Origin of the sequence: Burkholderia sp. Ac-20379, from assembly GCF_017104645.1 — a bacterium.
Lineage (GTDB): Bacteria > Pseudomonadota > Gammaproteobacteria > Burkholderiales > Burkholderiaceae > Burkholderia.
The window spans coordinates 1-21,070 of record NZ_JAAGPF010000082.1 but is presented as its reverse complement, the minus strand read 5'-3'; the positions used below and the strand labels follow the sequence as shown (position 1 = coordinate 21,070).

Below are 21,070 nucleotides of genomic sequence, written 5' to 3'. Positions count from 1 at the left end.
AGCTGTCGCGCAACCCAAGCAATGCTTACGACGGTGCGCGAATCAGTTGCGAAATAGCATCGGTTTTCCGCAAACGGCGCGGCGGCGGGCACGGCGGCGGCGGGGATGTCCGGCATTCGCGGGGTTCGGGGCGCAGCGCCGGAGAATGCATTGCGTCCGCAACCAAGCCGGGCTGGCGGACGGAACGCGCCCTACCCCTCGCAATCGGCAAGCAACTCGCACAACGCGTCGAACACCAGCCGAACCCGCGCCGGCACCGGCGTGCGCTGCGCGCGATAGACATACAAGGTGGAAGGCTGCGGACGCAGGTGCTCGAGCAGGGACACCAGCCGCCCCTCGCGCAGCATCGGCAACGCCAGATGCCCCGGCAATTGCCCGATCCCCACGCCGGCCAGCACCGCCTCGAATTCCGCCTCGGGATCGTCGGTCACCCACACCGGCCGCGCGGGCACGTGCTGCTCGCCGTCGGCGAACATCCACGGCCACGGCCGGCCCGTGTTGCGATCGATCAGCACCGTCAGTGGCGCGCGCAGCAACGCGTCCTTGTCGGCCGGCGCGCCGGCGCGCGCGAGGAACGCCGGCGCCGCGGCGAAATACAGCGCCGCCTTAGATACCGGCTTCGCGACGAAGCGGCTGTCGCGCATCGGCCCGATCCGCACGCCCACGTCGATCTGCTCGTCCACCACGTCCGCCAGCACTTCCGACAGGCGCAGGTCGACGACCAGCCCGCGATGCGCGGCCAGCAGCGGCGCGAGGCCGGGCGCGATGAAGCGGCGTCCGAGCGCGCCCGGCGCGGCGATCCGCACGATGCCGGCCGGATCGTCGTGAGCAAGCGGCGGTTCGGCCGCGAACAGGCCGTCGACCTGCGCGATCGCCTCGGCGCTGCGCCGCGCCAGTTGTTCGCCGAAATGCGTCAGGCGCACGCCGCGCGTGCTGCGATGGAACAGCAGCTCGCCCAGATGCTCTTCCAGTTGCTGAATGCAACGGGTAATGACTTGCGGCGAGACGCCGAGCCTGACGGCCGCGTCGCGAAAATTGGGGCTTTCCGCCGCCACGCAGAACATGCGCAGCGCTTCGAATCGATTCATGCGTGATCCCGTTGGCGCGAATTCCGTCTGGAGGAATTCCAAATTCGCCGGAAGTTCATTTATCAACCCGCGAGGCGCCGTCACACTCGGCGCGGTCGATCCGACACACCGCTCGCGGGCCGCGGCCGGCGCCGAAAAGTATCGCAGAAAGGCCTGCGCGCCGCCGGCCCGGATGCGCTCCGCACTCGTACGCAGTACCGAACGTCTCTCTCGAGGACAACACCATGCACTCCATTCTGATGATCCTGACCAGCGCTACCGCGTGGACGCAACGCGACGGCTCGCAACGCCCCACCGGCTTCTGGGGCGAGGAATTCGTCGTGCCGCACGGCATCCTGCTCGCGGCCGGCACGAACGTCACGCTGGCCACGCCGGGCGGCGCACCGGCCACGGTGGACGAACTGAGCCTGTCCGCGCAGGCCAATCACGGCGACACCGCCAAGGTCGAGGCGATCCGCGCGCATCTCGCGCAACACGCGGCCGCGCTGGCCGCGCCGCGGCCCATCGAGACGCTCGACGCCGCCGCGTTCGACGCGGTGTTCGTGCCGGGCGGACACGGCCCGATGCAGGATCTCGCCGTCAACGCCAGCGTGGGCCGCGCGCTGTCCGCCGCGCTCGCCGATCCGCGCAGGGTGGTGGCCGCCGTCTGCCACGGGCAGGCCGCCTTCCTGGCGGCCGGCGACGCGTCGGGCTGGGCCTTCAAGGGCCGTCGCCTGACCGCGTTCACCAACGACGAGGAAACGCAGGTCGGCCTCGCCGCCAACGCGCCGTGGCTGCTCGAGGATCGCCTGCGCGCGGCCGGCGCAATGTTCGAGGCGGGCGCGCCGTGGGGGCCGCATGTGGTCGTGGACGGCAACCTCGTTACCGGCCAGAACCCGGCGTCGGCCGACGCGGCGGCCCATGCCGTGCTCGATCTGCTGACGGGGGGTGCGGCGGCACGCTGAGCACGAACCCGCCGCCGCGGCATGCGGGGCGCGCAACCGACGCACGCCCCGCACCACCCCGGTGCCGATAACCGCCCGTCGATCAGGGTTATTTCTATATATCGCGATATTCCGATATAGTCGGTTCCCGACGACGATACAATCGGATCCCGCCGTTCACCCTTACGACTCATGACGCTCGACTTCGACGCGATCCACAAGGCGCTTGCCAACCCGGTCCGCCGCGAGATTCTCGCGTGGCTCAAGGATCCGGCACGGTATTTCCCGGAACAGGCCGCGTGCGCCTCGTTCCGCGACGGCGTGTGCGCCGGCCAGATCGACGCACGCTGCGGCTTGTCGCAATCGACCGTGTCGGCCCATCTCTCGACGCTGCAACGCGCCGGGCTGGTGGAATCCGCGCGGGTCGGGCAATGGGTGTTCTTCCGCCGCAACGAGGCGGCGATCCAATCCTTCGTCGATCAGCTGCAGATCAGCCTGTGACGGCAATGCCGCCGCACCGGCCCACCTTCATTCGATAAGGAATCCTCCATGACTACCCTGTTCGATCCGCTCGTCGCCGGCGACCTGACGCTGCCGAACCGCATCGTGATGGCGCCGCTCACGCGCGCCCGTTCCGGCAATGCCCGCGTGCCGAACGCGCTGATGGCGCGCTACTACGCGGAGCGCGCCTCCGCCGGCCTGATCCTGACCGAGGCGACCTCGGTCACGCCGCAGGGCGTCGGCTACGCCGACACGCCCGGCATCTGGTCCGACGAACAGGTGGAAGGCTGGAAGCTCGTGACGAAGGCCGTGCACGACGCGGGCGGGCGCATCGTCATGCAGCTGTGGCACGTGGGCCGGGTTTCGGATCCGGTGTTCCTGAACGGCGATCTGCCCGTCGCGCCCAGCGCGATCGCGGCCGGCGGCCACGTGAGCCTGGTGCGCCCGGAGCGCGCCTACGTCACGCCGCGCGCGCTCGAACTCGACGAAATTCCGGGCATCATCGCGGCCTATCGCAAGGGCGCGGAAAACGCCAAGCTGGCCGGCTTCGACGGCGTGGAAATCCACGGCGCGAACGGCTATCTGCCCGACCAGTTCCTGCAGGACAGCACCAACCATCGCACCGACGCCTACGGCGGTTCGATCGAAAACCGCGCGCGCCTGCTGCTCGAAGCAACCGACGCGGCGATCGACGTGTGGGGCGCGTCGCGCGTCGGCGTGCACCTGTCGCCGCGCGGCGACGCACACACGATGGGCGATTCGGATCCGGCCGCCACGTTCGGCTACGTCGCCCGCGAACTCGGCCGCCGCAAGATCGCGTTCATCTTCGCGCGCGAAAGCCTGGGCGAGAACCGCCTCGGCCCGCAACTGAAGCAGGCGTTCGGCGGCGTCTACATCGCCAACGAAGCGTTCACGCTCGACAGCGCGCAGGCGACGGTCGCGGCCGGCGAAGCCGACGCCGTGGCGTGGGGCAAGCTGTTCATCGCGAACCCCGACCTGCCGCGCCGCTTCGAGCTCGGCGCCGAACTGAACGCGCCGGTGCCGGCCACGTTCTATGCCGAGGGCGAAACGGGGTATACCGATTACCCGCCGCTGGCGAACGTCGCCTGACAGCGGTGCACCGGGGCGCAGCGTTGCGCCCCGGGCTCGACGATCGCTGCCGCCCGCGTCAGTTCAGGCTCGAGATCAAGTGGCAGCCGCAAGTCGCACGATGCCCGTGGCGCGCAATCGCAATGCCGCCATCGGTCATCGACTCGTCCCCTTCCTCGATCACGTTGGGTTTGACGTCGGGATGCAGAGGACACGACACTTCATCGCCCTTGCGCGCGACGAAGCGGCCGTCGAAACGCATGGTGGACGACCCCGTTATCACCTTGCCGCCGTGATCGGTATCGTCACCGATTCGAACGAGATCGATCACGCGCCGCCTCCCGAACGATAGCGAAAATGGTTGACGCCGTAGTCGGCGTCGCGTTTGTCCGGCCGGTCCTGTTTCGATGCGCGCACCAGATCGATGTTGCGAACGCCGGGCCACCCATAGCCCGCGAAGATCAGCTCGGCAAGGCGCGCAAAGCGCCGCATCTTCAGATACGCCCGATAGAACAGGATCCCGAATACCAGCAAGGCCATTGCCCAGGCGCTCGCCATCACGATCGTGTGCGTGGCCGAATCCACGCCGGCGTGATCCCTGAACATGAAGAGGCTGACGATGCCGCTGCACACGGCCCAAGTCACCAGCATGATCTTCGTGAGCCAACCGAACAGCGCCGATCGCCCCCGCGTGGCATGCGGATACACGGCCAGCATGTTGTCGCGAGGCCGGCGGATCGAATACGCGAAGTAACGGCCGTCCGGCCTCTGCTCGGCCACGGCTTCGACCTCGTCGCCGTTGCGCATCGGCATCTTCCAGAGCCATCCTTGCACCGGTTTGCCGTCGAGTTCGAACTCGACCCAATCGGCTTCCTCTTCCGAATTCGCCGACGATTGGATCAAGCCAATGGCCGATGCGCCCATCCCGGCCAACGCCGCGCCGGCCGCGGTGGCTTGCAGGTAGGCGTGCTCAGCCTCGTTCAGCACGAAATCCTGCTGGCGCCGCCGGCATTGCAGATTGCCGATCGTCCCGCGCAGCAACTGGATCGAGTAGTCACGTTCCGCACTCATGCCATTTCCGCCATAGCCTTGTCGAACTCCTCTTCCTGTTCCTTCAGTTCCGTGTATTTGGTCACGGCATGATCCTTGACCCGCAGGATGGCCTCTTGCCCGGTGCCGAACGCGCAGCGCGAGCACCATGATTCCAGTTCGTCGGGGGTCAGGCAATCGGCAAGGATCTGCAGCGCGAACACGGCGATCGTCGCCTCCCAGGTAATCAGCATGCTCACGACCCGGAGCGCCGCGATCATCGCCAAGCGCGGCGCCACCACCTCGACGGCCATCATCACGACACGGCTGCCCGATCGTTGCGCCAGCCGCTTGAACAGCGGTGCGGCGGTACTGATCGCATCGATCACGAATGCGCCGCCGCTCGCCACCCCAACCCCCGCCTTCACGAACAGCACCACCGTGACGTCGTACTGCCCCGCTTTTTCCTTCTTGCTCGCCGCCCCGCCGTCGAGCCACGCGGCAGCAAACGCGCCGACCCCGGACAGAAAACCGCCGACCATCTTCCAGCTCATTGCTCGCACGGATTTCTTGAGCGTGCCGTAATACGGCGTCATTGCGATCGTGATGATCGACGAGCACAGGGACGCGCCGGATTTGATCAGCTTGGTCCGCGTATCGGCGTCCGGCGCGCCCGCGAGCAGGTGCCAGAAATTCACGAGTTCGCACAATGCCGCAATGACGGCGATACGGCCAAGACGAAGCTCCTTCAGCGCCGTTTCGTTCTTGTCGTCCTTCAACCGCCCCCACACCTCGTAGAGTTCCTTGGTGGGGCTAGGGCCCTTCGTCGCCGCCGCGGACAACATCCCCCGCGCGGTGCGAAAACGCTGCAAGATTTCGGTTCGGCTGACCTTGTCGTACAGCGCCTGCTTTCGAACCAGTTCCAGCGCATCTTCGGCAGGAATACCCGCCCGCTGCAGGAACAGCGTCTGCACGATTTTCTCGCCGACGAAATCGCCCAGCTTGTTGACGCGTAGTTTCTCGAAGACGCGATCGCCGATGTTCATGATCAGGACATCGCGTCCTTCGGCCTTGTATTTCGCGCCCAACAGCGAAATCTTGGAGGCGTTGGTTTCGAGCGCCAGCTTCGAATACTTCTTGTAGTAATCGGCCAGCTTGCCGATATATTTCGCCGCCAACGTGACAAGCTTCACGCCATCTTCCTCAAGCGCGTGATTCTTGTTCTGCAACGCGCTGGCCAACAGCTTCTCGAGTTCCTCCCGGCTGGCCGGATGATTCATGGCAACGGCCCGCCATACCAGGCTCTCCTTGGCCGTTGGCTTCCAGTGCCCCACCAGTTCGTCGACGATCGCGAGCCCCTTCGGCGTCGACCCAAGGCCATCGATCGCCATCGCCACCACCACTTCGAATTCGAAGCTGTCCGCCAGCTCGACGCAGTAATAATCTTCGAGCGTGTCGAACAGCAGCGGCGCGCGCAACCATTTCCCCACGTCGTCGCTGCGCAACTCCTGGAGGCGGAAGACGGCATCCTGAAGCTTTTTGTAGGGCTTGCGGAAATCCTCGATCTGCTTGCGTTGGAGCCGGGCTTCGTATCGCGACCATTTGTACTTCTGCTGATAGTCGACGTTGCGATCGTGAAAACCCGGTTGCGCCTTGGCATAGGCACGCGCATCGTTCATCACGTCGTCGCGGAGCTTGCCGATATAAGGCGTGCGGTAAACGGGACTCGTGGCAGAGCTGAATCGGCCCGCCTGAACGAGCCGCGTCTGATAACTTCCCGGAATATTGTTGGCCGCCATCCAATCGAGATCGTCGTAATAGGCGTTGACCTGTTGGGCGCGGGCGGCGTCCGCTCCCGCCAGTGCCTGTGCGCGAGACTTGGCCAGGGCGGCACGCGCCGTTGGCGAGCCGAGCGGCGTCATGTCGTGTGCCTGCTTCGCCAATGCCTCCTGGGATTCGACCGACTGCTTGGCGCGCGAATCGACGATGCGCTTTGCCGTATCGACATCGTTCAAGGCCGTGACCTTCATGCCGACTTCGTTCTTCGCGCTGTACCGATCGAGCCAGGACATCGGATCGTTCCGGAACCCGTTCAGTTCGTGAACATTGCCGATTGCATCCCAGAGCGCCAGCATCATCGGCGGATGACTCGATGCGGCGCCGCCGCTTCCCGCCACCGTGCCCACCTGATTCATCAGTTTGATCAATTGCTTGCTCGCCGAGGCCGGCGACGCCTGCCGAACGCGCAACGGATACAGCGACAACTCGCGCGGCAGGAGATCCTCTCGATAGCTGCCGTCGTCGTGGCTGAATCGGTCCTTCTCGCCAAGCATGCTCATCTGCTTCGCGTTGAAGCCCGGCATGTACTCCAGGACGTCGTCGATCGCCGCCTCCGTGGCGGCAACCGCGTGCCCCGAACCGTCCTTCCCGCTGGCGATCCATTGCGACGGCTCGATCGACTGCATGCGGCTTGCGCGCAACGCAGCGTTCGATTGATAGCGATTGAACGTTTCAGGATGCCAGGCGAGTTCGGAGAAGGCGATATACACGCGGCCCGTGCATTTTTCGGGCTGCTCGATGGCGATGATGTCCATCTGCACGGCCAGCGTGGTCTTGGCACACGCCGGATCCGTCAGGGGCACCGACGGCAACGGCAAGGACTGCATCCAAAGACGCCCGTCGGACGTCACCTTGTAAGCCTCCCAATAATTGTTGCCGCGAGCCCCCACTTCGTAGAACAGATAGAGCCACCCTTCGCGCAAGGTGCGCAACCCGTAATGATGTTCGGCCAGGCCGACCTCCGTCACGCGGTCGCCCGTCAATCCCGCGGGCATCCTGGCGTTCACGGCCTTCGGCAGCACGGTGTAACGTACCGGGAGAATCGGCAGGCCCGTTTTATCGCAGTTCTTGCATGTCTGGTTGGTTACCGCCATACGCTCTCTCGTATCGAATGGGACTGCAAATCAGTGGGGAGACGCGGCGCCCGAGCGCGAATACCAAGCGCCGCCGCGAATGTCGGCCAAATCGGCATCCGTCAACGCGGCAATGGCCCCCGTGTAAAAGTCGCCGGGCTTCATGGCGCTCAGTAATTGCAGCACTTTGGGATACCGATAAAACCGCGCATGCCACGTCAGCGCGTGCCCAATGAACGCCACATGATCATCGCGATCCGACAGGCCGTGATGTTCCGCCTGTTCGGCGGCGGCCAGGGCGGCTTCGATCTCGGGCGGCTCCGGCTGCCGCCCGGCCGTCATCGCATGCAAGGCCAGCGCGCGATTGATCAGGCCATGACGATGGATCTGCCGCCACTGCGTACCGTCCAGCGCAAGATCGCGCCGCGCGCCGGCATCGCCGAGATAGGCGTCCGGTTGCGCACAGGCATCGAGCGCATGCCACGCCGAGATCGGACCGAGCAGCGTCTGTTGCTGGGATTCGGACAACACCGGCCAGATCAGGCTCAACGCTCGCGAATCGTAAAAGCGCAGCACGCATGGGCGCCCTTCTTCGTTGTACTGCAGAACCAGCCGCGACAAATGGCCGGCCACGTCGGAGAGCGGCGCCTCGCTCGCCAGCCAGCCTCCCACGCGCTGCCCCAAGCCCTGCGCCATCGACATGGGATGCCGGTCCGCCACCGCAATCCGCACGCTCGCCTCGAGCAGCGCGGCGTCCGCCGCTCGGTCGAGATCCAGCGCGGCGAGATACGGCTGCTGGCTTGCCGGAAACGCATCGTGCTCGACTTGCACGCGCTCACGCGGCAAGGCCTCGAGCATCTGGCTGACCGCTTCATCGTTGGCGATATCGCGATGCCCCGGATCGACAACCAGATAACACTGCATTTGCGGGCGCTTGCCGAAATAGGCATGCAAGCGGGCCAGGACCGAGGCCACCGCTTCGTCGTGCCAATCCTGGCCCTGGCCGATCGCACTCGACTCTTCCATCTGCCTCACTCCAAAACGATGCTCGACGCACTATCGGCACTGGCCGACGCCGTCTTCCATGCGCATCCGTTCGGCACACTCGCGATCGGCGCGGGAATTCGCATCGACGAAGCGCCCGGTTTGTCCCACGATGCGCATTTTTCGAGAATCTGACCGCTCGTGCCGTTCTCGATCAAACCGGAGGTAATCTTGATATAGGAGCCGCCGGCGCCGATCCAGACTTCCTTTTCCGCCGAGATCACCACGCGCCCGTTCGAACTCGTGATGGTCATGTCGTTCATGGCGCCGAGCTTCATTTCATCGCTCTGAGCCTGAATCTCGACCTTGCCTTTCGACGCGAACAACTTGATGCCGGCGTTCTGCGCAAACAGGCTGATTTTCTCCATGACACTCGCAACCAGCGACTTCCCGGCGGCCACATGCGTGCTCTTGCCGCTGACAATGCTGACTTGCTGATTCGCGGTAATTTGCGCGGAATCCTGTGTCGACACCCCGACCCCGGCGGGACTGGCCATCAACATGATGGGCGTCGAAAACCCGTTCGCATTGCCGGCGCCGCCGCCCGCCGTTCGCCCGCCGCCGCCGGCGCCGCCGGCCACGCTGTATTGCGTGGCGTCCGTGAATTTCTTCAGCGCTTCGTGGCCTTCATCGAGGCTTTCCGCCTGGTTCGACGCACTCGCCTGCGACGTCAGTTCGACGATGCTTTCCGCACCGGTCAGTTGCTCGGAAGCCGCCGTGACGCTCCAAGGCTGATTGACGGACGCGGCGTGCGTCGACAGCAACAGCCCCTGGCCCGCCCGAATCGCGCCATACGCTTCGGACTTCAGATCGAAGCCGCTGCCGAGGAACGCGCCGCGCGCATTGTCCGAATGCTGGATCAGATAACCGAGGTGCAGATGGGTTTGCGCACTGCTCGAATAGAGCTGGACGCGGTTCTGTCCCGTTGCGTCGTCGAGGACGATCTGGTTGTAGCCGCTGCCGCCGTATTCCTTCGTGCGGTAGCCTGACACGATGCCATCGCTATGCCACTGCGGTTGGACCTTGCCGTTGTAGACACGGTGCAGGACGATCGGCCGATCGCAATCGCCGCCGATATAGCCCACCAGCACCTCTTCGCCGATTCGAGGCACGTGGACGCTGCCGTAGCCGCCGCCCGTGTCGGATTGCGCCACCCGCACCCAACACGATGCCGATGCATCCCCGGGATTCTGGCGATCCCAGACGAACATCACCTTCACGCGATTCAATTCGTCGGTGTACACCTCTTCGCCCTGCGGCCCGACCACGATGGCCGTTTCGAGCTCCATTTCGGGCTTCTTATGATCGAACGGGCTGCGATAGGGCATCGTCACGCGCTGCGCCTCGACCTCGGCCAGGTAGAAACCGGTCGATCCGTCTTCGTGCGCGATCGGGTCGCCGGTATTGCGCGCCTTGGCCTGCGCCAGGTCGTACTGCAAGCTGTACGGAAAACTCGCCTCGTGGTCCGACAGCGGCAGATTGTTCTCGATGTATCGCCGCAGCTTGATGGCGGCGAATTCGCGTTGACCGGCAGGATCGCGGTCGTGTTCGGGGTGCCCCGCCAAGACGAAGCTCTGGCCCGCATCCAGCCCCCGGACACCGCCCGACGCGAAGAAGCGCTTCGCCCGCGATTCCCACTCTTCCAGATGAATACGCGACAACTGTTCGCCGCGATCCTGCTTCGGATACGTGTAGGCGCCCGTGTATTCGTAAATCTCGGTCTGCTCGGGCAAATTGCCCTGACCGCTCATCGTCGGCAGTGTGGTGCCCTTCGGATTGGCCGCCACCGACGGCGCCTTGTAGTCGAAGGTGCGCGTCGTGTAAGTCGAACTCTGCAAGGTGCGCGAGCCCGCCCATTGCGTGAACGCATCGATTTCGCTGCCACTGCCCGAGCGGTAAAAATCGATGCTGTTTGGCGACGCCTTGTCGAGCGAGTAAATATCGTCGGTGACGATGAGGGTGTGGGATTTTCCATCCTTGGCTTGACGCCAGAACCCGAACAACCCTTCCTCTTCCATGAGCCGGTGGACGAAGTTCCAGTCGGATTCGCTTTGGCGGCAATACGATCGCGACGGCAGCGGTTTGGACAGGACAAACTGGAAGCAGCCTTTGGCTTGCGGATGCTGGTTGAAGACGTCGCCAATGATCGAATCGGCCGGCCGATCCTGCCAGTAACGCATGTCGCTGCGAAACCGCAGGAAATGCATCCACGAGGCAAACGTCAACTGATAGGTCGTGAAACTCCCATCCGAACCCAGACGCCGCGCCGTATGGATATAACCGTGGATCGGGAGATACGATTTATCGCCTTGCAGAATCTGGAGCGCCATCGGCTGCGCGATCAGCGTCTTGAGTTCGACGTCGCCCGCCGTCGACACCAGATCGAGCGTGACGCTGAAATCCCGCCCGATCTCCGAGCATGTCACCGCTCGCCGCGGCACGAGCGTATTGGCCGGCAACGACGGAATATCCGCCTGGATGAGCCGGTCTTGCTGAATCAAGCCACCCTGGATAGCCTGAATCAAATCAGTCAGGTTCATGCGCTCCCCGTCTTGTTTTCGGCCCGTTGAATCGGCTGTCCTCGCGAACACTGAGCCTTACACCACCCAACATTACAGGCAGCATCGGATCGTCAATTAAATTGACAGCATTCGTGAATAAAAACGAAAGAATGGTAGCAGAACGAGATGGAATCGAGAATATCTTCTGAACAAATCCCGCCTTCTTTGAAACGCTCGGACAACTCGAAATAGACAATCGCGATCGCGACATCGAAATCAGTCAAAAATACTCAAATCAATCAAATCGAGTAATTATTGCCAATCGAATATCGGCGCGCCAAATCCTCCTCCGAAACAAACCGGCGCACCGCCGTCAATTCAGATTTCCTGAACCCCGCATCAGCCAAACTCGTTTGTCGCCGCGCGCGCGATCGCGTCCAATCGTGTCATCGACAACGATTGGCATGACCAAGCTTCGCGGAGAACCACAACGATGAATACGATCCGGCTCGTGACGCTGGCCGCCATCTGGGGCGCCTCGTTCCTGTTCATGCGGATGGGCGCGCCGCATTTCGGCGTCGTGCCGCTGATCGCGCTGCGCGTGGCGATCGCGGCCGCGCTGCTCGCGCCGGTGCTGCGCGACGCGGGCGCGCGCCGCGAATTCCGCACGCACTGGCGGCCGCTCGCGGTGGTGGGCGTGACGAACTCGGCGCTGCCGTTCTGCCTGCTGACGTTCGCGGCGCTGTCGCTGACGGCCGGCGTCGATTCGATCCTGAACGCCACCACGCCGCTGTGGACGGCGATCGTCGCGTTCGTCTGGCTGCGCGCGCCGATGAAGCGCCAGCAGGCGGCGGGCCTGGCGCTCGGCTTCGTGGGCGTGCTGATCCTGGCGGGCGGCGAACTCGGCCACGGCGGCACGTTGCCGGCGGTGGCCGCCGCGCTGCTGGCCACGCTGTCGTACGGCTTCGCGGGCAATTACTCGAAGCGCGCGCTGTCGCAGGTCCGGCCGTTCGTGTCGGCGTTCGGCAGCCAGTTGTTCGCGGCCGTGGTGCTGGTGCCGGCGGCGATCCCGTTATGGCCGGCCGGGCCGCTCGCGCCGCTCGACTGGCTGTCGGTGGCGCTGCTCGGCACGGTGTGCACGGCGCTGGCCTATCTGCTGTATTTCCGGCTGATTCAGGACGCCGGCGCGCAATACGCGGCGTCGGTCACGTTCCTGATTCCGGTGTTCGGCCTCGTGTGGGGCGCGATCTTCCTGCGCGAAGCGATCACGATGCAGGCCGTGGCCGGCTGCGCGGTGATCCTGCTCGGCACCGCGCTGGCCACCGGCAAACTTAGCGGGCGGCTGCCGCTGGCCTCGCGGCGCTGACCGCGCCGACGGGCGGAGCCGCGCGCGTTGGCCTCATTGGCGCGTATTGGCGCTCACTCGCGCCGCACCAGCACCACCCGCTCGGCCTCGCTCACCTTGACGAAATGCGACGGCAGCTTCGGCAGCAACAGCGCCGGCGCGGCCAGCCACGAACACAGGGTGTTCTTGGAGAAACATTCGCGCACGAAATCCGAGATGCCGTCCTCGGATTCGCACTCGAGCTCCCACCCGCCCGCCACCACGAACGCGCTGGCGTAGCGCGCCGCCAGATCGCGCGCGCTCAGCACATGCGCCTCCAGTTGCGCGGCCGGCGTATCGGTCGGCAACGGAAACGACAGCGTGAGCCGGCTGCCGGCCTCGCTCTCCTCGATGCCCACGCAACTGCGCGCATCGGCCGTTTCGCCGAGCCATTCGCCGTACAGGAACAGCAGTTCGTGTTCGGGCTCGAGATCCTGCAACAGCGCCTCGCCCTCGGGCCAGGGCAGGTTTTCCCATTCCTCCGTTTCGTAGCTGAACACGCTCGCTTCCTTGAACGCGCGGAACAGCGGCAAATACGTGTCGCGCACGGCGAACGCGAATTCGGCGCGCTCCTCGGGGCTCAGCGCGCGGCTCAAAACGATGGGGATATTGAAACGTTCCGGCATGGTGCAAGGTTCCTTCAAAGAATTCGATGGGATGGCGCGCTGACCTGCTGGAGCCACTCGCGAAACGCGACGATCTTCCATTCGTCGCGTCGCGCCGCATCGCACACGGCGTAATAGGCGAAGCGCGTCGGCCAGGGCCGCTCGATCACGCGCACGAGCCGCCCTGCGGCCACGTCGTCGCGCGCATACACGTCGCGCACGAGTGCGATGCCCTGCCCGGCCAGCGCGGCGCGAATCAGCAGCGTGTCGTCGCCGTAGCGCGTGCCGCGCGCGGTGCGCGCATCCTCGGTGCCGAACGCGCGCAGCCAGAGCGTCCAGTCGGCGCGGTCGGCATCCTGCAACAGCGGATACGCGAGGCAATCGGCCGGCTCGACCACGGGGCGCGCCGAATCTAGCAACGCGGGGCTGCACACCGGCCACAGCTCGGGCGCCCACAACGGCCACACCGCATGGCCGGGGTAATCGCCGAGGCCGTGGCGGATCGCGACGTCGGCATGGCCGCGCCGCAGGTCGACCAGCTCCGCGCCGCTGTCGATCTCGATGTCGAGCCCGGGGTGCGCGGCCTGGAACGCGGCCAGACGCGGAATCAGCCAGTTGCCGGCGAACGACGCGGTGGTGGTCACGTTCAGCCGCTGGCCGCGGCCCGGCTCGCCGCGCAGCGCGTCCCACGCGACGCCGATCTCGCGAAACTGCGGCGCGATGCGTGCGTAGAACGCGCGCGCGACGTCGGTGGGCATCAGCTCGCGCGCGCCGCGCACGAACAGCGGCATCGCCAGCCGCTCCTCCAGGTTGCGGATCTGCTGGCTGACCGCGCCCGGCGACACGCACAGCGCCTCGGCGGCCTGCTTCATGCTGCCCGCGCGCACCACCTCGACGAAGGTATGCAGCGCGGCAAGCGGCAGCGACGAACTCATGAGCGTGGAATCTCCGCAGGGACAGGCAGGGTGAGCGCGAATTATCCGTCAGCGCCGCGCCGGATGCGACAGCGGCGCACGCGAACGGATTCTCAATTTATACCCGGATAATATTGACACTCTATTTACACCCGGATATAAATACGATCCTTCGCCGCCTGCGCGGCTCACGGAGCCTGTCCGATGTCGTCCACGTTCGATCTCAATGCCGGCGCGATCGCGCCCGTTTCCCGCGAATCCGACCTCGCCGGCGCCGCGCTGCGCGTGACCGGCACGATTCCGCCCGACCTGAACGGCCAGCTCGTGCGCAACGGGCCGAACCCGCTCGGCGGCCGGTTCGCCGGCAACGACATGCTGTCGTGGTGGCCCGAGGCAGCGATGCTGCACGCGGTCGGCTTCGCGAATGGTCAAGCGACCGGCTATCGCAACCGCTGGCTGCGCACGCGCCGCTGGGCCGCGCATCACGCGCCCGAACACGCCGCCGAAGCGTTCGACACCAACCCGAACGTCAACCTGATCCGCCACGCGGGCGTCACGCTGGCGCTGGCCGAGGGCGGCGTCCCGCTCGAAATCGGGCCGGCGCTCGACACGCTCGGCGGCCCGCGCCGCCACCCGGCGTTCGCCGACGGCACCAACGCGCACCCGAAGCGCGATCCGCGCACGGGCGAACTGATCGGGTTTCGCGCGCACTGGGCGCCGCCGTTTCTGCGTTATCAAGTGGCCGGCCCGGACGGCGCGACGCGCGTCGATCAGCCGATCGCGCTGCCGCGCGCGGCGATGATTCACGACCTGGCGATCACGGCCACGCACAGCCTGCTGCCCGATCTGAACGTGATCTACGATTTCGCGATGCTGCAACGCGGCCATCGCATGCCGCTGCGCTGGGACGGCGAACGGCCCGCGCGGATCGGCGTCGTCGCGCGCGGCGGCGGCGCGCCGCGCTGGTTCGAGATCGCGCCGTGCTTCATCCAGCACACCATCAACGCGTACGACGCCGACGCCGCGACGATCGTGCTCGACGCGATCCGCTACCCGCATTTCCTGCGCCTCGCGCCCGACGGCACAACGTTCGACCCGAACCCGCCCGGCGTGCCGTGGCGCTACACGTTCGATCTCGAATCGGGCCAGGTGGAGGAAGGGCCGCTGTCCGGCGTGGCGATGGAGCTGCCGCGCATCGACGAACGCCTGACCGGCCGCCCCTACCGCTTCTGCTATGCGGCCGAGCAGCCGAACCCGGACGAGATGCGCGGCATCGTGCGGCTCGACGTGACGACCGGCGCGCTCGTGCGCCATGCGGTGCCGCCCGGCGACCAGAACAGCGAGCCGGTGTTCGTGCCGCGCGCGGGCAGCCCGGGCAACCCGGCAGGCAACGAGCACGGCTGGGTGCTGGCCTGCATCTACCGCGCGGCCAGCGCGACGAGCGACGTGGTGATCCTCGATGCGGCGCGGCTCGACGCCGAACCGGTGGCGACCGTGCATCTGCCGGTGCGGATTCCGGCCGGCTTCCACGGCGCGTGGCTGCCGGCGGAAACCTGAAATCCCGCGCCTGAAACGACAACGCCCGGCGCTGCGCGCGCCGGGCGTTGTCATCTTGCGTCGCAGCGGCCGAACCCGGCCGCCGAGGCGCGATCGTCAGTCGCGGTTGGCCTGCAGCACCGTCAGCGCGGCCATGTTGACGATCCGGCGCACCGTCGAGCTGGAGGTCAGCACGTTGACCGGCGCGTTGACGCCGAGCAGGAACGGCCCGACCGCCACGTTGCTGCCCGCGCTGGTCTTCAGCAGGTTGTAGGCGATGTTGCCGGCGTCCACGTTCGGGCACACCAGCAGGTTCGCCTCGCCCTTCAGGCGCGAGTGCGGCAGGATCCGCGAGCGCAGCGCCTCGTCGAGCGCGCAGTCGCCGTGCATTTCGCCTTCGATTTCCAGATCCGGCGCCTGTTCGCGCACCCGCTCCAGCACCTCGCGCATCTTGGTGCCCGACGCCGAGCTGCCCGAGCCGAAGTTCGAGCGCGACAGCAGCGCCACCTTCGGTTGCAGGTTCAGCCAGGCCATCTGCGACGCCGCGGCGATCGTGAATTCGGCGATCTGTTCGGCGTCCGGATTGTCGTTGACGTGCGTGTCGACCAGCGCCACCGTGCGCTTGTCGAGCAGCAGGATGTTCATCGCCGCGTAGGTCTTCGCGCCGTGCTGCTTGCCGATCACCTCGTCGACGAAGCGCAGGTGGTCGTGATACCGGCCCACCGTGCCGCACACCATGCCGTCGGCGTCGCCGAGCTTGACCATCATCGCGCCGATCAGCGTCAGGCGGCGGCGCATTTCCACGCGCGCCATTTCCTTGGTGATGCCGTCGCGGCAACGCAGATCCCAGTAGGTCGTCCAGTACTGATGGAAGCGCTCGTCGTATTCGGGGTTCGTCACTTCCACGTCCTCGCCGAGGCGCAGGCGCAGGCCGAACTTCTCGATGCGCGCGAGCAGCACTTCGGGGCGGCCGATCAGGATCGGGCGCGCCAGCTTCTCGTCGACCACCACCTGCACGGCGCGCAGCACGCGCTCTTCCTCGCCTTCCGCGAACACGATGCGCGATTTCGCGCCGTCGCGCACGAACTGCTTGGCCGCCGAGAACAGCGGCTTCATGAACGCGCCCGAGTGATAGACGAACTGCTGGAGCTGATCCGTGTAGGCGTCGAAATCCGTGATCGGGCGCGTGGCCACGCCGTCCTCGATCGCGGCCTTCGCGACGGCCGGCGCGATGCGCAGGATCAGGCGCGAATCGAACGGCTTCGGAATCAGGTATTGCGGCCCGAACGACAGGTCGTACGCGCCGTAGGCGGCGGCCACGGCCTCGTTCGCCTCTTCCTCGGCCAGCCCGGCGATCGCGTGCACGGCGGCGATTTCCATGTTCCGCGTGATGGTGGTGGCGCCCACGTCGAGCGCGCCGCGGAAGATGTACGGGAAGCACAGCACGTTGTTGACCTGGTTCGGGAAATCCGAACGGCCGGTGGCGATCACCACGTCGTCGCGCGTTGCATGCGCGACTTCCGGGAAGATTTCCGGCGTCGGGTTCGCGAGCGCCAGGATCAGCGGCTTGGCCGCCATCTTCTGCAGCATCTCGGCGCGCAGCACGTTGCCGGCCGACAAGCCGAGGAACACGTCGGCGCCCTCGATCACGTCGCTCAGCGTGCGCGCCGAGGTGTCCTGCGCGAAGCGCGCCTTGTCCGGATCCATCAGCGTGGTGCGGCCCTGGTAGACCACGCCCTCGATGTCGGTCGCCCAGATGTTCTCGAGCGGCAGGCCCAGGTCGACCATCAGGTCGAGACAGGCGAGCGCGGCCGCGCCGGCGCCCGAGGTGACCACCTTGACCTGCTTGATGTCCTTGCCGACCACCTTCAGGCCGTTGATGAACGCGGCGCTGACGGTGATCGCGGTGCCGTGCTGATCGTCGTGGAAGACCGGAATCTTCATGCGCTCGCGCAGCTTGCGCTCGACCGTGAAGCACTCGGGCGCCTTGATGTCCTCGAGGTTGATGCCGCCGAACGTGGCTTCGAGGCTGGCGATGATGTCGACCAGCTTGTCCGGATCGGTTTCGGTGATCTCGATGTCGAACACGTCGATCCCGGCGAACTTCTTGAACAGCACCGCCTTGCCTTCCATGACCGGCTTCGAGGCCAGCGCGCCGATGTTGCCGAGGCCGAGCACCGCCGTGCCGTTGGTGATCACGCCCACCAGATTGCCGCGGCTCGTGTAGTTGAACGCGTTGGCGGGGTTCTCGACGATCTCCTCGCAGGCCACCGCCACGCCCGGCGTGTAGGCGAGCGCGAGGTCGCGCTGGGTGGCGAGCGGCTTGCTCGCGGTGACGGAAATCTTGCCCGGCGTGGGGAACTGGTGGTATTCCAGGGCGGCTTGGCGGTCGGTTTGGTTCATCGTCTCCACTCGATCTAGGTGCGCCGGGCGAATCCCGGCGGGCAGTACGAGGAAACGATTCTAGGCAGCCGCAAACAGCGCCCCATTTTGAATTAGTATGGGCGCATCACATTTTCATGATGACCAGGAAGCCGGCAACGTGGCCTTCGATACGGAAGAGGTAATCCGGCGGCTCAGCACCCGCCTGAAGATCCGCCACCTGATTCTGCTGCTGCAGATCCGCCAGCACGGATCGCTCACGCGCGTCGCCGAACAGATGGCGAGCAGCCAGCCGGCCGTCACCAATACGCTGTCCGAACTGGAAAGCATGTTCGGCGGCCCGCTGTTCGACCGCACCCCGCGCGGCATGACGCCCACCCCGCTCGGCAAGGTGGTGCTGGCGCGCGCGCAGGCCATGCTGCACGATCTCGACCATCTGACGCGCGACATCGAGGCCGTGGTGGCCGGGCACGCCACGCGCATCCACGTGGGCGTGATCCCGTTCATTTCGGGCCGCACGCTGGCCGCCGCGATCCGCCAGACCCAGGCCGAGGTGCCGCAGCGGCTGACCATGACGATCCACGAAGGCACCAGCGAGCAGTTGATCGCGCAGTTGCGCGAGCACCAGCTCGACGTGGTGATCGCGCGCGCCACCTCCACGGTGGATCTGTCGGAGCTGCATTTCGAGGTGGTCTATCAGCAGAAGCCGCGGCTGATCGCAAGCCGCCGGCTGGCCGCGCGGCTTGCGCGCAGCAAGCTGAACTGGCAGAAGCTGGTGGAGCTCGACTGGATCCTCGGCGCGCCGCACACGCCGATCCGCGAGCAGATCTCCGACCTGTTCCTGCGCGCGGGCGCGTCGCCGCCCGTGCCGATCGTCGAGAGCTATTCGTCGCGGCTGATCGGCGAGATCCTGGCGTCCAACGAGAACGCCGTATCGATCGTGCCGGCCGATATCGCCGAGGAGCTCGTGCATATCGCCGGCGTGGCGATCGTCCCCTACTCGCTCGACTGGACGCTGCCGCCGGTGGCGATCCTGACGCGCGACGGCGCGCCGCGCGAGGTGGACACGCTGTTGGCCCGCGCGCTGCGCTCGCACTACCAGGAAACCGAGGCCGGCCGCGCCGCCTCGCCCGCCGACAGCGAGGAAGCCTGACCGCGCCCGCCGCGTCATCCGCCACCGCGTAAACGACGACGGGCTGCCTGACCGGCAGCCCGTCGAACTTCTCGGCCCGCGCCCGAAGGCGCGGCGCGTCGAACTTACTTGGCCTTTTCAGCCGTGTTCGAGATGGCGTTGCCGCCACTCGAAATGTCCTGCCCTGCGCCGGCAATCGTGTTGCAACCGGCGAGCGCAGCCGTCAGAACGAGCAGAACCGCAGCAATCGAACGCGTCATGGTGAGTCTCCTAGGAAGTCAAACCCGCACGGGGCGGGCACATCGTACCGTGTCGTAACGGCTTCCACCCCTGACGAGGCGGGGCACGGCCCCGATTATACAAATGCCGCACGGCGCCGCCAGCAAATGATTGCGGCGACGTGGCGGCGGCGGTACAGCGGCTGCTACGCCCCGCGTATACCCGCTCCGGCACAGATCCGGCTTGACTTTGCGTCACGGCGAACTATTATACGCACCGCGTATATTTTCGAGACCGAGGCCGTCATGACCGTACCCCAGCAAGCCTTCCTGCGCGACGCCATGCGCCGCCTGAACATGACCCGCGAGGCGTTCGCCAACCGCATCGGCGTGACGCGCCGCGCGCTCGACACCTGGCTTTTGCCTGACGATTCGCAGGAGTCGCGCTCGATGCCCGAGATCGTCGAACGCTACGTGTCGGAGATCGTCTCGCGCAGCGGCGAGGCAGGCTATACGCAAAGCGTAGAATCGTCGCCGCTGTCGAGCCAGATCCTCTACGAGGGCCGCCCGCAGTTGCTGTCGGTCGATCAGTTCTCGCGCGATTCGGTGGAGGCGCTGTTTCGCGTGGCCGACGTCATGCAGCCGATCGCGCGCCGCCGCAAGATCTCGCGCGTGCTCGAGGGCGCGGTGCTCGGCAACCTGTTCTTCGAGGCCAGCACGCGCACCCGCGTGTCGTTCGGCGCGGCGTTCTGCCGGCTCGGCGGCTCGGTGTGCGACACCACCGGCTTCACGTTCTCGTCGATGGCCAAGGGCGAATCGATCCACGACACGAGCCGCGTGATGGCCGGCTACGTGGATGCGCTGGTGATCCGCCACCCCGAGCAGGGCTCGGTGGCCGAGTTCGCGCGCGCCGTCAACCTGCCCGTGATCAACGGCGGCGACGGCCCCGGCGAGCATCCGAGCCAGGCGCTGCTCGATCTCTACACGATCCAGCGCGAGTTCTCGCGGCTCGGCAAGATCGTCGACGGCTCGCACATCGCGTTCGTCGGCGATCTCAAATACGGCCGCACCGTGCATTCGCTGGTCAAGCTGCTGGCGCTGTATCGCGGCATCCGCTTCACGCTGGTGGCGCCGCCCACGCTCGAAATGCCGCGCTACATCGTCGAGCAGATCTCGAAGAACGGCCACGTGATCGAGGAAACGGCCGACCTGGCCACCGGGCTGGCCGGCGCGGACGTGGTGTACGCCACGCGCATCCAGAAGGAGCGCTTCACCGACGAATCGTTCGAGGGCTACACGCCCGATTTCCAGATCAACCAGGCGCTCATGGACGCCGTCTGCAAGCCGGAGACGCTGATCATGCACCCGCTGCCGCGCGACAGCCGGCCCGGTGCGAACGACCTGTCGACCGACCTGAACCGCGACCCGCGACTCGCGATCTTCCGCCAGACCGACAACGGCATTCCGGTGCGCATGGCGATCTTCGCGGTGCTGCTCGGCGTCGATCATCTGGTGCAGCACTCGATGCGCGACGCCACCTGGCGCGCGCCCGTGCATCTCGGGCCGGAGGATGCGGTGTTCCACGGGATCGACTGACGCGGTGGCGCGGGCGCGGCGCGGCCCGCCCGGCGGGATTCCGCTACGATGGCGGGCCGCCCGAACGCCGATCCTCCCGATCCCGCCGATGATGACGATGCCCGTTCCGCCGTTCCGTTCGTCCCGCCCGCCGCGCCGGGCCGCCGCATGAGCGGCGCGCGCGCGGCGATTCCGATCGTGCCGCTCGCCGAGGCGCGCCGCAATGCGCCGCTGATG

The 21,070-nt window shown here is 66.2% G+C and carries 17 protein-coding genes; 7 read left to right on the top strand and 10 right to left on the bottom strand.

Annotated features, from left to right (window positions below; all coding sequences use genetic code 11):
* Positions 1-191: 191 nt before the first annotated feature.
* Positions 192-1,088 (bottom strand): LysR family transcriptional regulator, encoded by an 897-nt coding sequence (locus G3N92_RS13460; protein WP_206128020.1) that lies wholly within the window; start codon positions 1,086-1,088, stop codon positions 192-194.
* A gap of 224 nt (positions 1,089-1,312) precedes the next feature.
* On the opposite strand from G3N92_RS13460, the gene G3N92_RS13455 reads away from it, so the two are divergent.
* From G3N92_RS13455 to G3N92_RS13445, 3 genes are all read left to right on the top strand, one after another.
* Positions 1,313-2,032 carry a type 1 glutamine amidotransferase domain-containing protein gene (locus G3N92_RS13455; protein ID WP_206128019.1) on the top strand — a complete coding sequence of 240 codons (720 nt, stop codon included), beginning with the start codon at positions 1,313-1,315 and terminating at the stop codon, positions 2,030-2,032.
* 171 nt (positions 2,033-2,203) lie between these two features.
* The gene (locus tag G3N92_RS13450) at positions 2,204-2,512 is read left to right on the top strand and encodes a helix-turn-helix transcriptional regulator (RefSeq protein WP_206128018.1); all 309 of its coding nucleotides are present in this window, start codon (positions 2,204-2,206) and stop codon (positions 2,510-2,512) included.
* A gap of 48 nt (positions 2,513-2,560) precedes the next feature.
* Complete coding sequence (locus G3N92_RS13445; protein WP_206128017.1) at positions 2,561-3,622, top strand: alkene reductase; 1,062 nt, start codon at positions 2,561-2,563, stop codon at positions 3,620-3,622.
* A gap of 58 nt (positions 3,623-3,680) precedes the next feature.
* Here the strand turns inward: G3N92_RS13445 and G3N92_RS13440 are convergent, their stop codons facing one another.
* From G3N92_RS13440 to G3N92_RS13420, 5 genes are read right to left on the bottom strand one after another with little or no spacing between them, the layout of a single operon-like run.
* A complete protein-coding gene (locus G3N92_RS13440; protein WP_206128016.1) occupies positions 3,681-3,932 on the bottom strand; it encodes a PAAR domain-containing protein in 252 nt (83 codons plus the stop codon).
* Positions 3,929-4,672, bottom strand: a complete 744-nt coding sequence (locus G3N92_RS13435; protein ID WP_206128015.1) for a putative type VI secretion system effector — start codon at positions 4,670-4,672, stop codon at positions 3,929-3,931. Before G3N92_RS13435 ends, G3N92_RS13440 begins: the two co-directional genes overlap by 4 nt.
* On the bottom strand, positions 4,669-7,563 hold the full coding sequence (locus G3N92_RS13430) for a T6SS effector BTH_I2691 family protein (protein WP_206128014.1): 2,895 nt from the start codon (positions 7,561-7,563) through the stop codon (positions 4,669-4,671). The genes G3N92_RS13435 and G3N92_RS13430 overlap by 4 nt, the downstream gene beginning before the upstream one ends.
* Before the next feature lie 30 nt (positions 7,564-7,593).
* The gene (locus tag G3N92_RS13425) at positions 7,594-8,568 is read right to left on the bottom strand and encodes a DUF4123 domain-containing protein (protein WP_206128013.1); all 975 of its coding nucleotides are present in this window, start codon (positions 8,566-8,568) and stop codon (positions 7,594-7,596) included.
* A gap of 5 nt (positions 8,569-8,573) precedes the next feature.
* The gene (locus tag G3N92_RS13420; RefSeq protein WP_206128012.1) at positions 8,574-11,126 is read right to left on the bottom strand and encodes a type VI secretion system Vgr family protein; all 2,553 of its coding nucleotides are present in this window, start codon (positions 11,124-11,126) and stop codon (positions 8,574-8,576) included.
* Positions 11,127-11,580: 454 nt separating this feature from the next.
* On the opposite strand from G3N92_RS13420, the gene G3N92_RS13415 reads away from it, so the two are divergent.
* The gene (locus G3N92_RS13415) at positions 11,581-12,453 is read left to right on the top strand and encodes a DMT family transporter (RefSeq protein ID WP_206128011.1); all 873 of its coding nucleotides are present in this window, start codon (positions 11,581-11,583) and stop codon (positions 12,451-12,453) included.
* A gap of 53 nt (positions 12,454-12,506) precedes the next feature.
* Here G3N92_RS13415 and G3N92_RS13410 read toward each other — a convergent pair whose 3' ends face one another.
* Both G3N92_RS13410 and G3N92_RS13405 read right to left on the bottom strand, forming a co-directional pair.
* Entirely contained in the window at positions 12,507-13,097 is a 591-nt protein-coding gene (locus G3N92_RS13410) for a hypothetical protein (protein WP_206128010.1), read from the bottom strand.
* 14 nt (positions 13,098-13,111) lie between these two features.
* Complete coding sequence (locus G3N92_RS13405) at positions 13,112-14,011, bottom strand: LysR substrate-binding domain-containing protein (protein ID WP_206128009.1); 900 nt, start codon at positions 14,009-14,011, stop codon at positions 13,112-13,114.
* Positions 14,012-14,194: 183 nt separating this feature from the next.
* Here G3N92_RS13405 and G3N92_RS13400 point away from each other — a divergent pair, with 183 nt between their 5' ends.
* Positions 14,195-15,547 carry a carotenoid oxygenase family protein gene (locus G3N92_RS13400; RefSeq protein WP_206128008.1) on the top strand — a complete coding sequence of 451 codons (1,353 nt, stop codon included), beginning with the start codon at positions 14,195-14,197 and terminating at the stop codon, positions 15,545-15,547.
* Positions 15,548-15,643: 96 nt separating this feature from the next.
* Here the strand turns inward: G3N92_RS13400 and G3N92_RS13395 are convergent, their stop codons facing one another.
* Positions 15,644-17,929: an NADP-dependent malic enzyme gene (locus tag G3N92_RS13395; protein WP_206128007.1), complete on the bottom strand. Its 2,286-nt coding sequence runs from the start codon at positions 17,927-17,929 to the stop codon at positions 15,644-15,646.
* A 139-nt stretch (positions 17,930-18,068) separates the two neighbouring features.
* Between G3N92_RS13395 and G3N92_RS13390 the strand changes: the two genes are divergently transcribed.
* Positions 18,069-19,061 (top strand): LysR substrate-binding domain-containing protein, encoded by a 993-nt coding sequence (locus tag G3N92_RS13390; RefSeq protein ID WP_206128006.1) that lies wholly within the window; start codon positions 18,069-18,071, stop codon positions 19,059-19,061.
* A 104-nt stretch (positions 19,062-19,165) separates the two neighbouring features.
* Here the strand turns inward: G3N92_RS13390 and G3N92_RS13385 are convergent, their stop codons facing one another.
* Positions 19,166-19,300, bottom strand: coding sequence for an entericidin A/B family lipoprotein (locus tag G3N92_RS13385; protein WP_042627551.1), 135 nt, complete (start codon positions 19,298-19,300; stop codon positions 19,166-19,168).
* A gap of 264 nt (positions 19,301-19,564) precedes the next feature.
* Between G3N92_RS13385 and G3N92_RS13380 the strand changes: the two genes are divergently transcribed.
* Positions 19,565-20,854 carry an aspartate carbamoyltransferase gene (locus G3N92_RS13380; protein WP_206128005.1) on the top strand — a complete coding sequence of 430 codons (1,290 nt, stop codon included), beginning with the start codon at positions 19,565-19,567 and terminating at the stop codon, positions 20,852-20,854.
* The last annotated feature ends 216 nt before the right edge of the window (positions 20,855-21,070 follow it).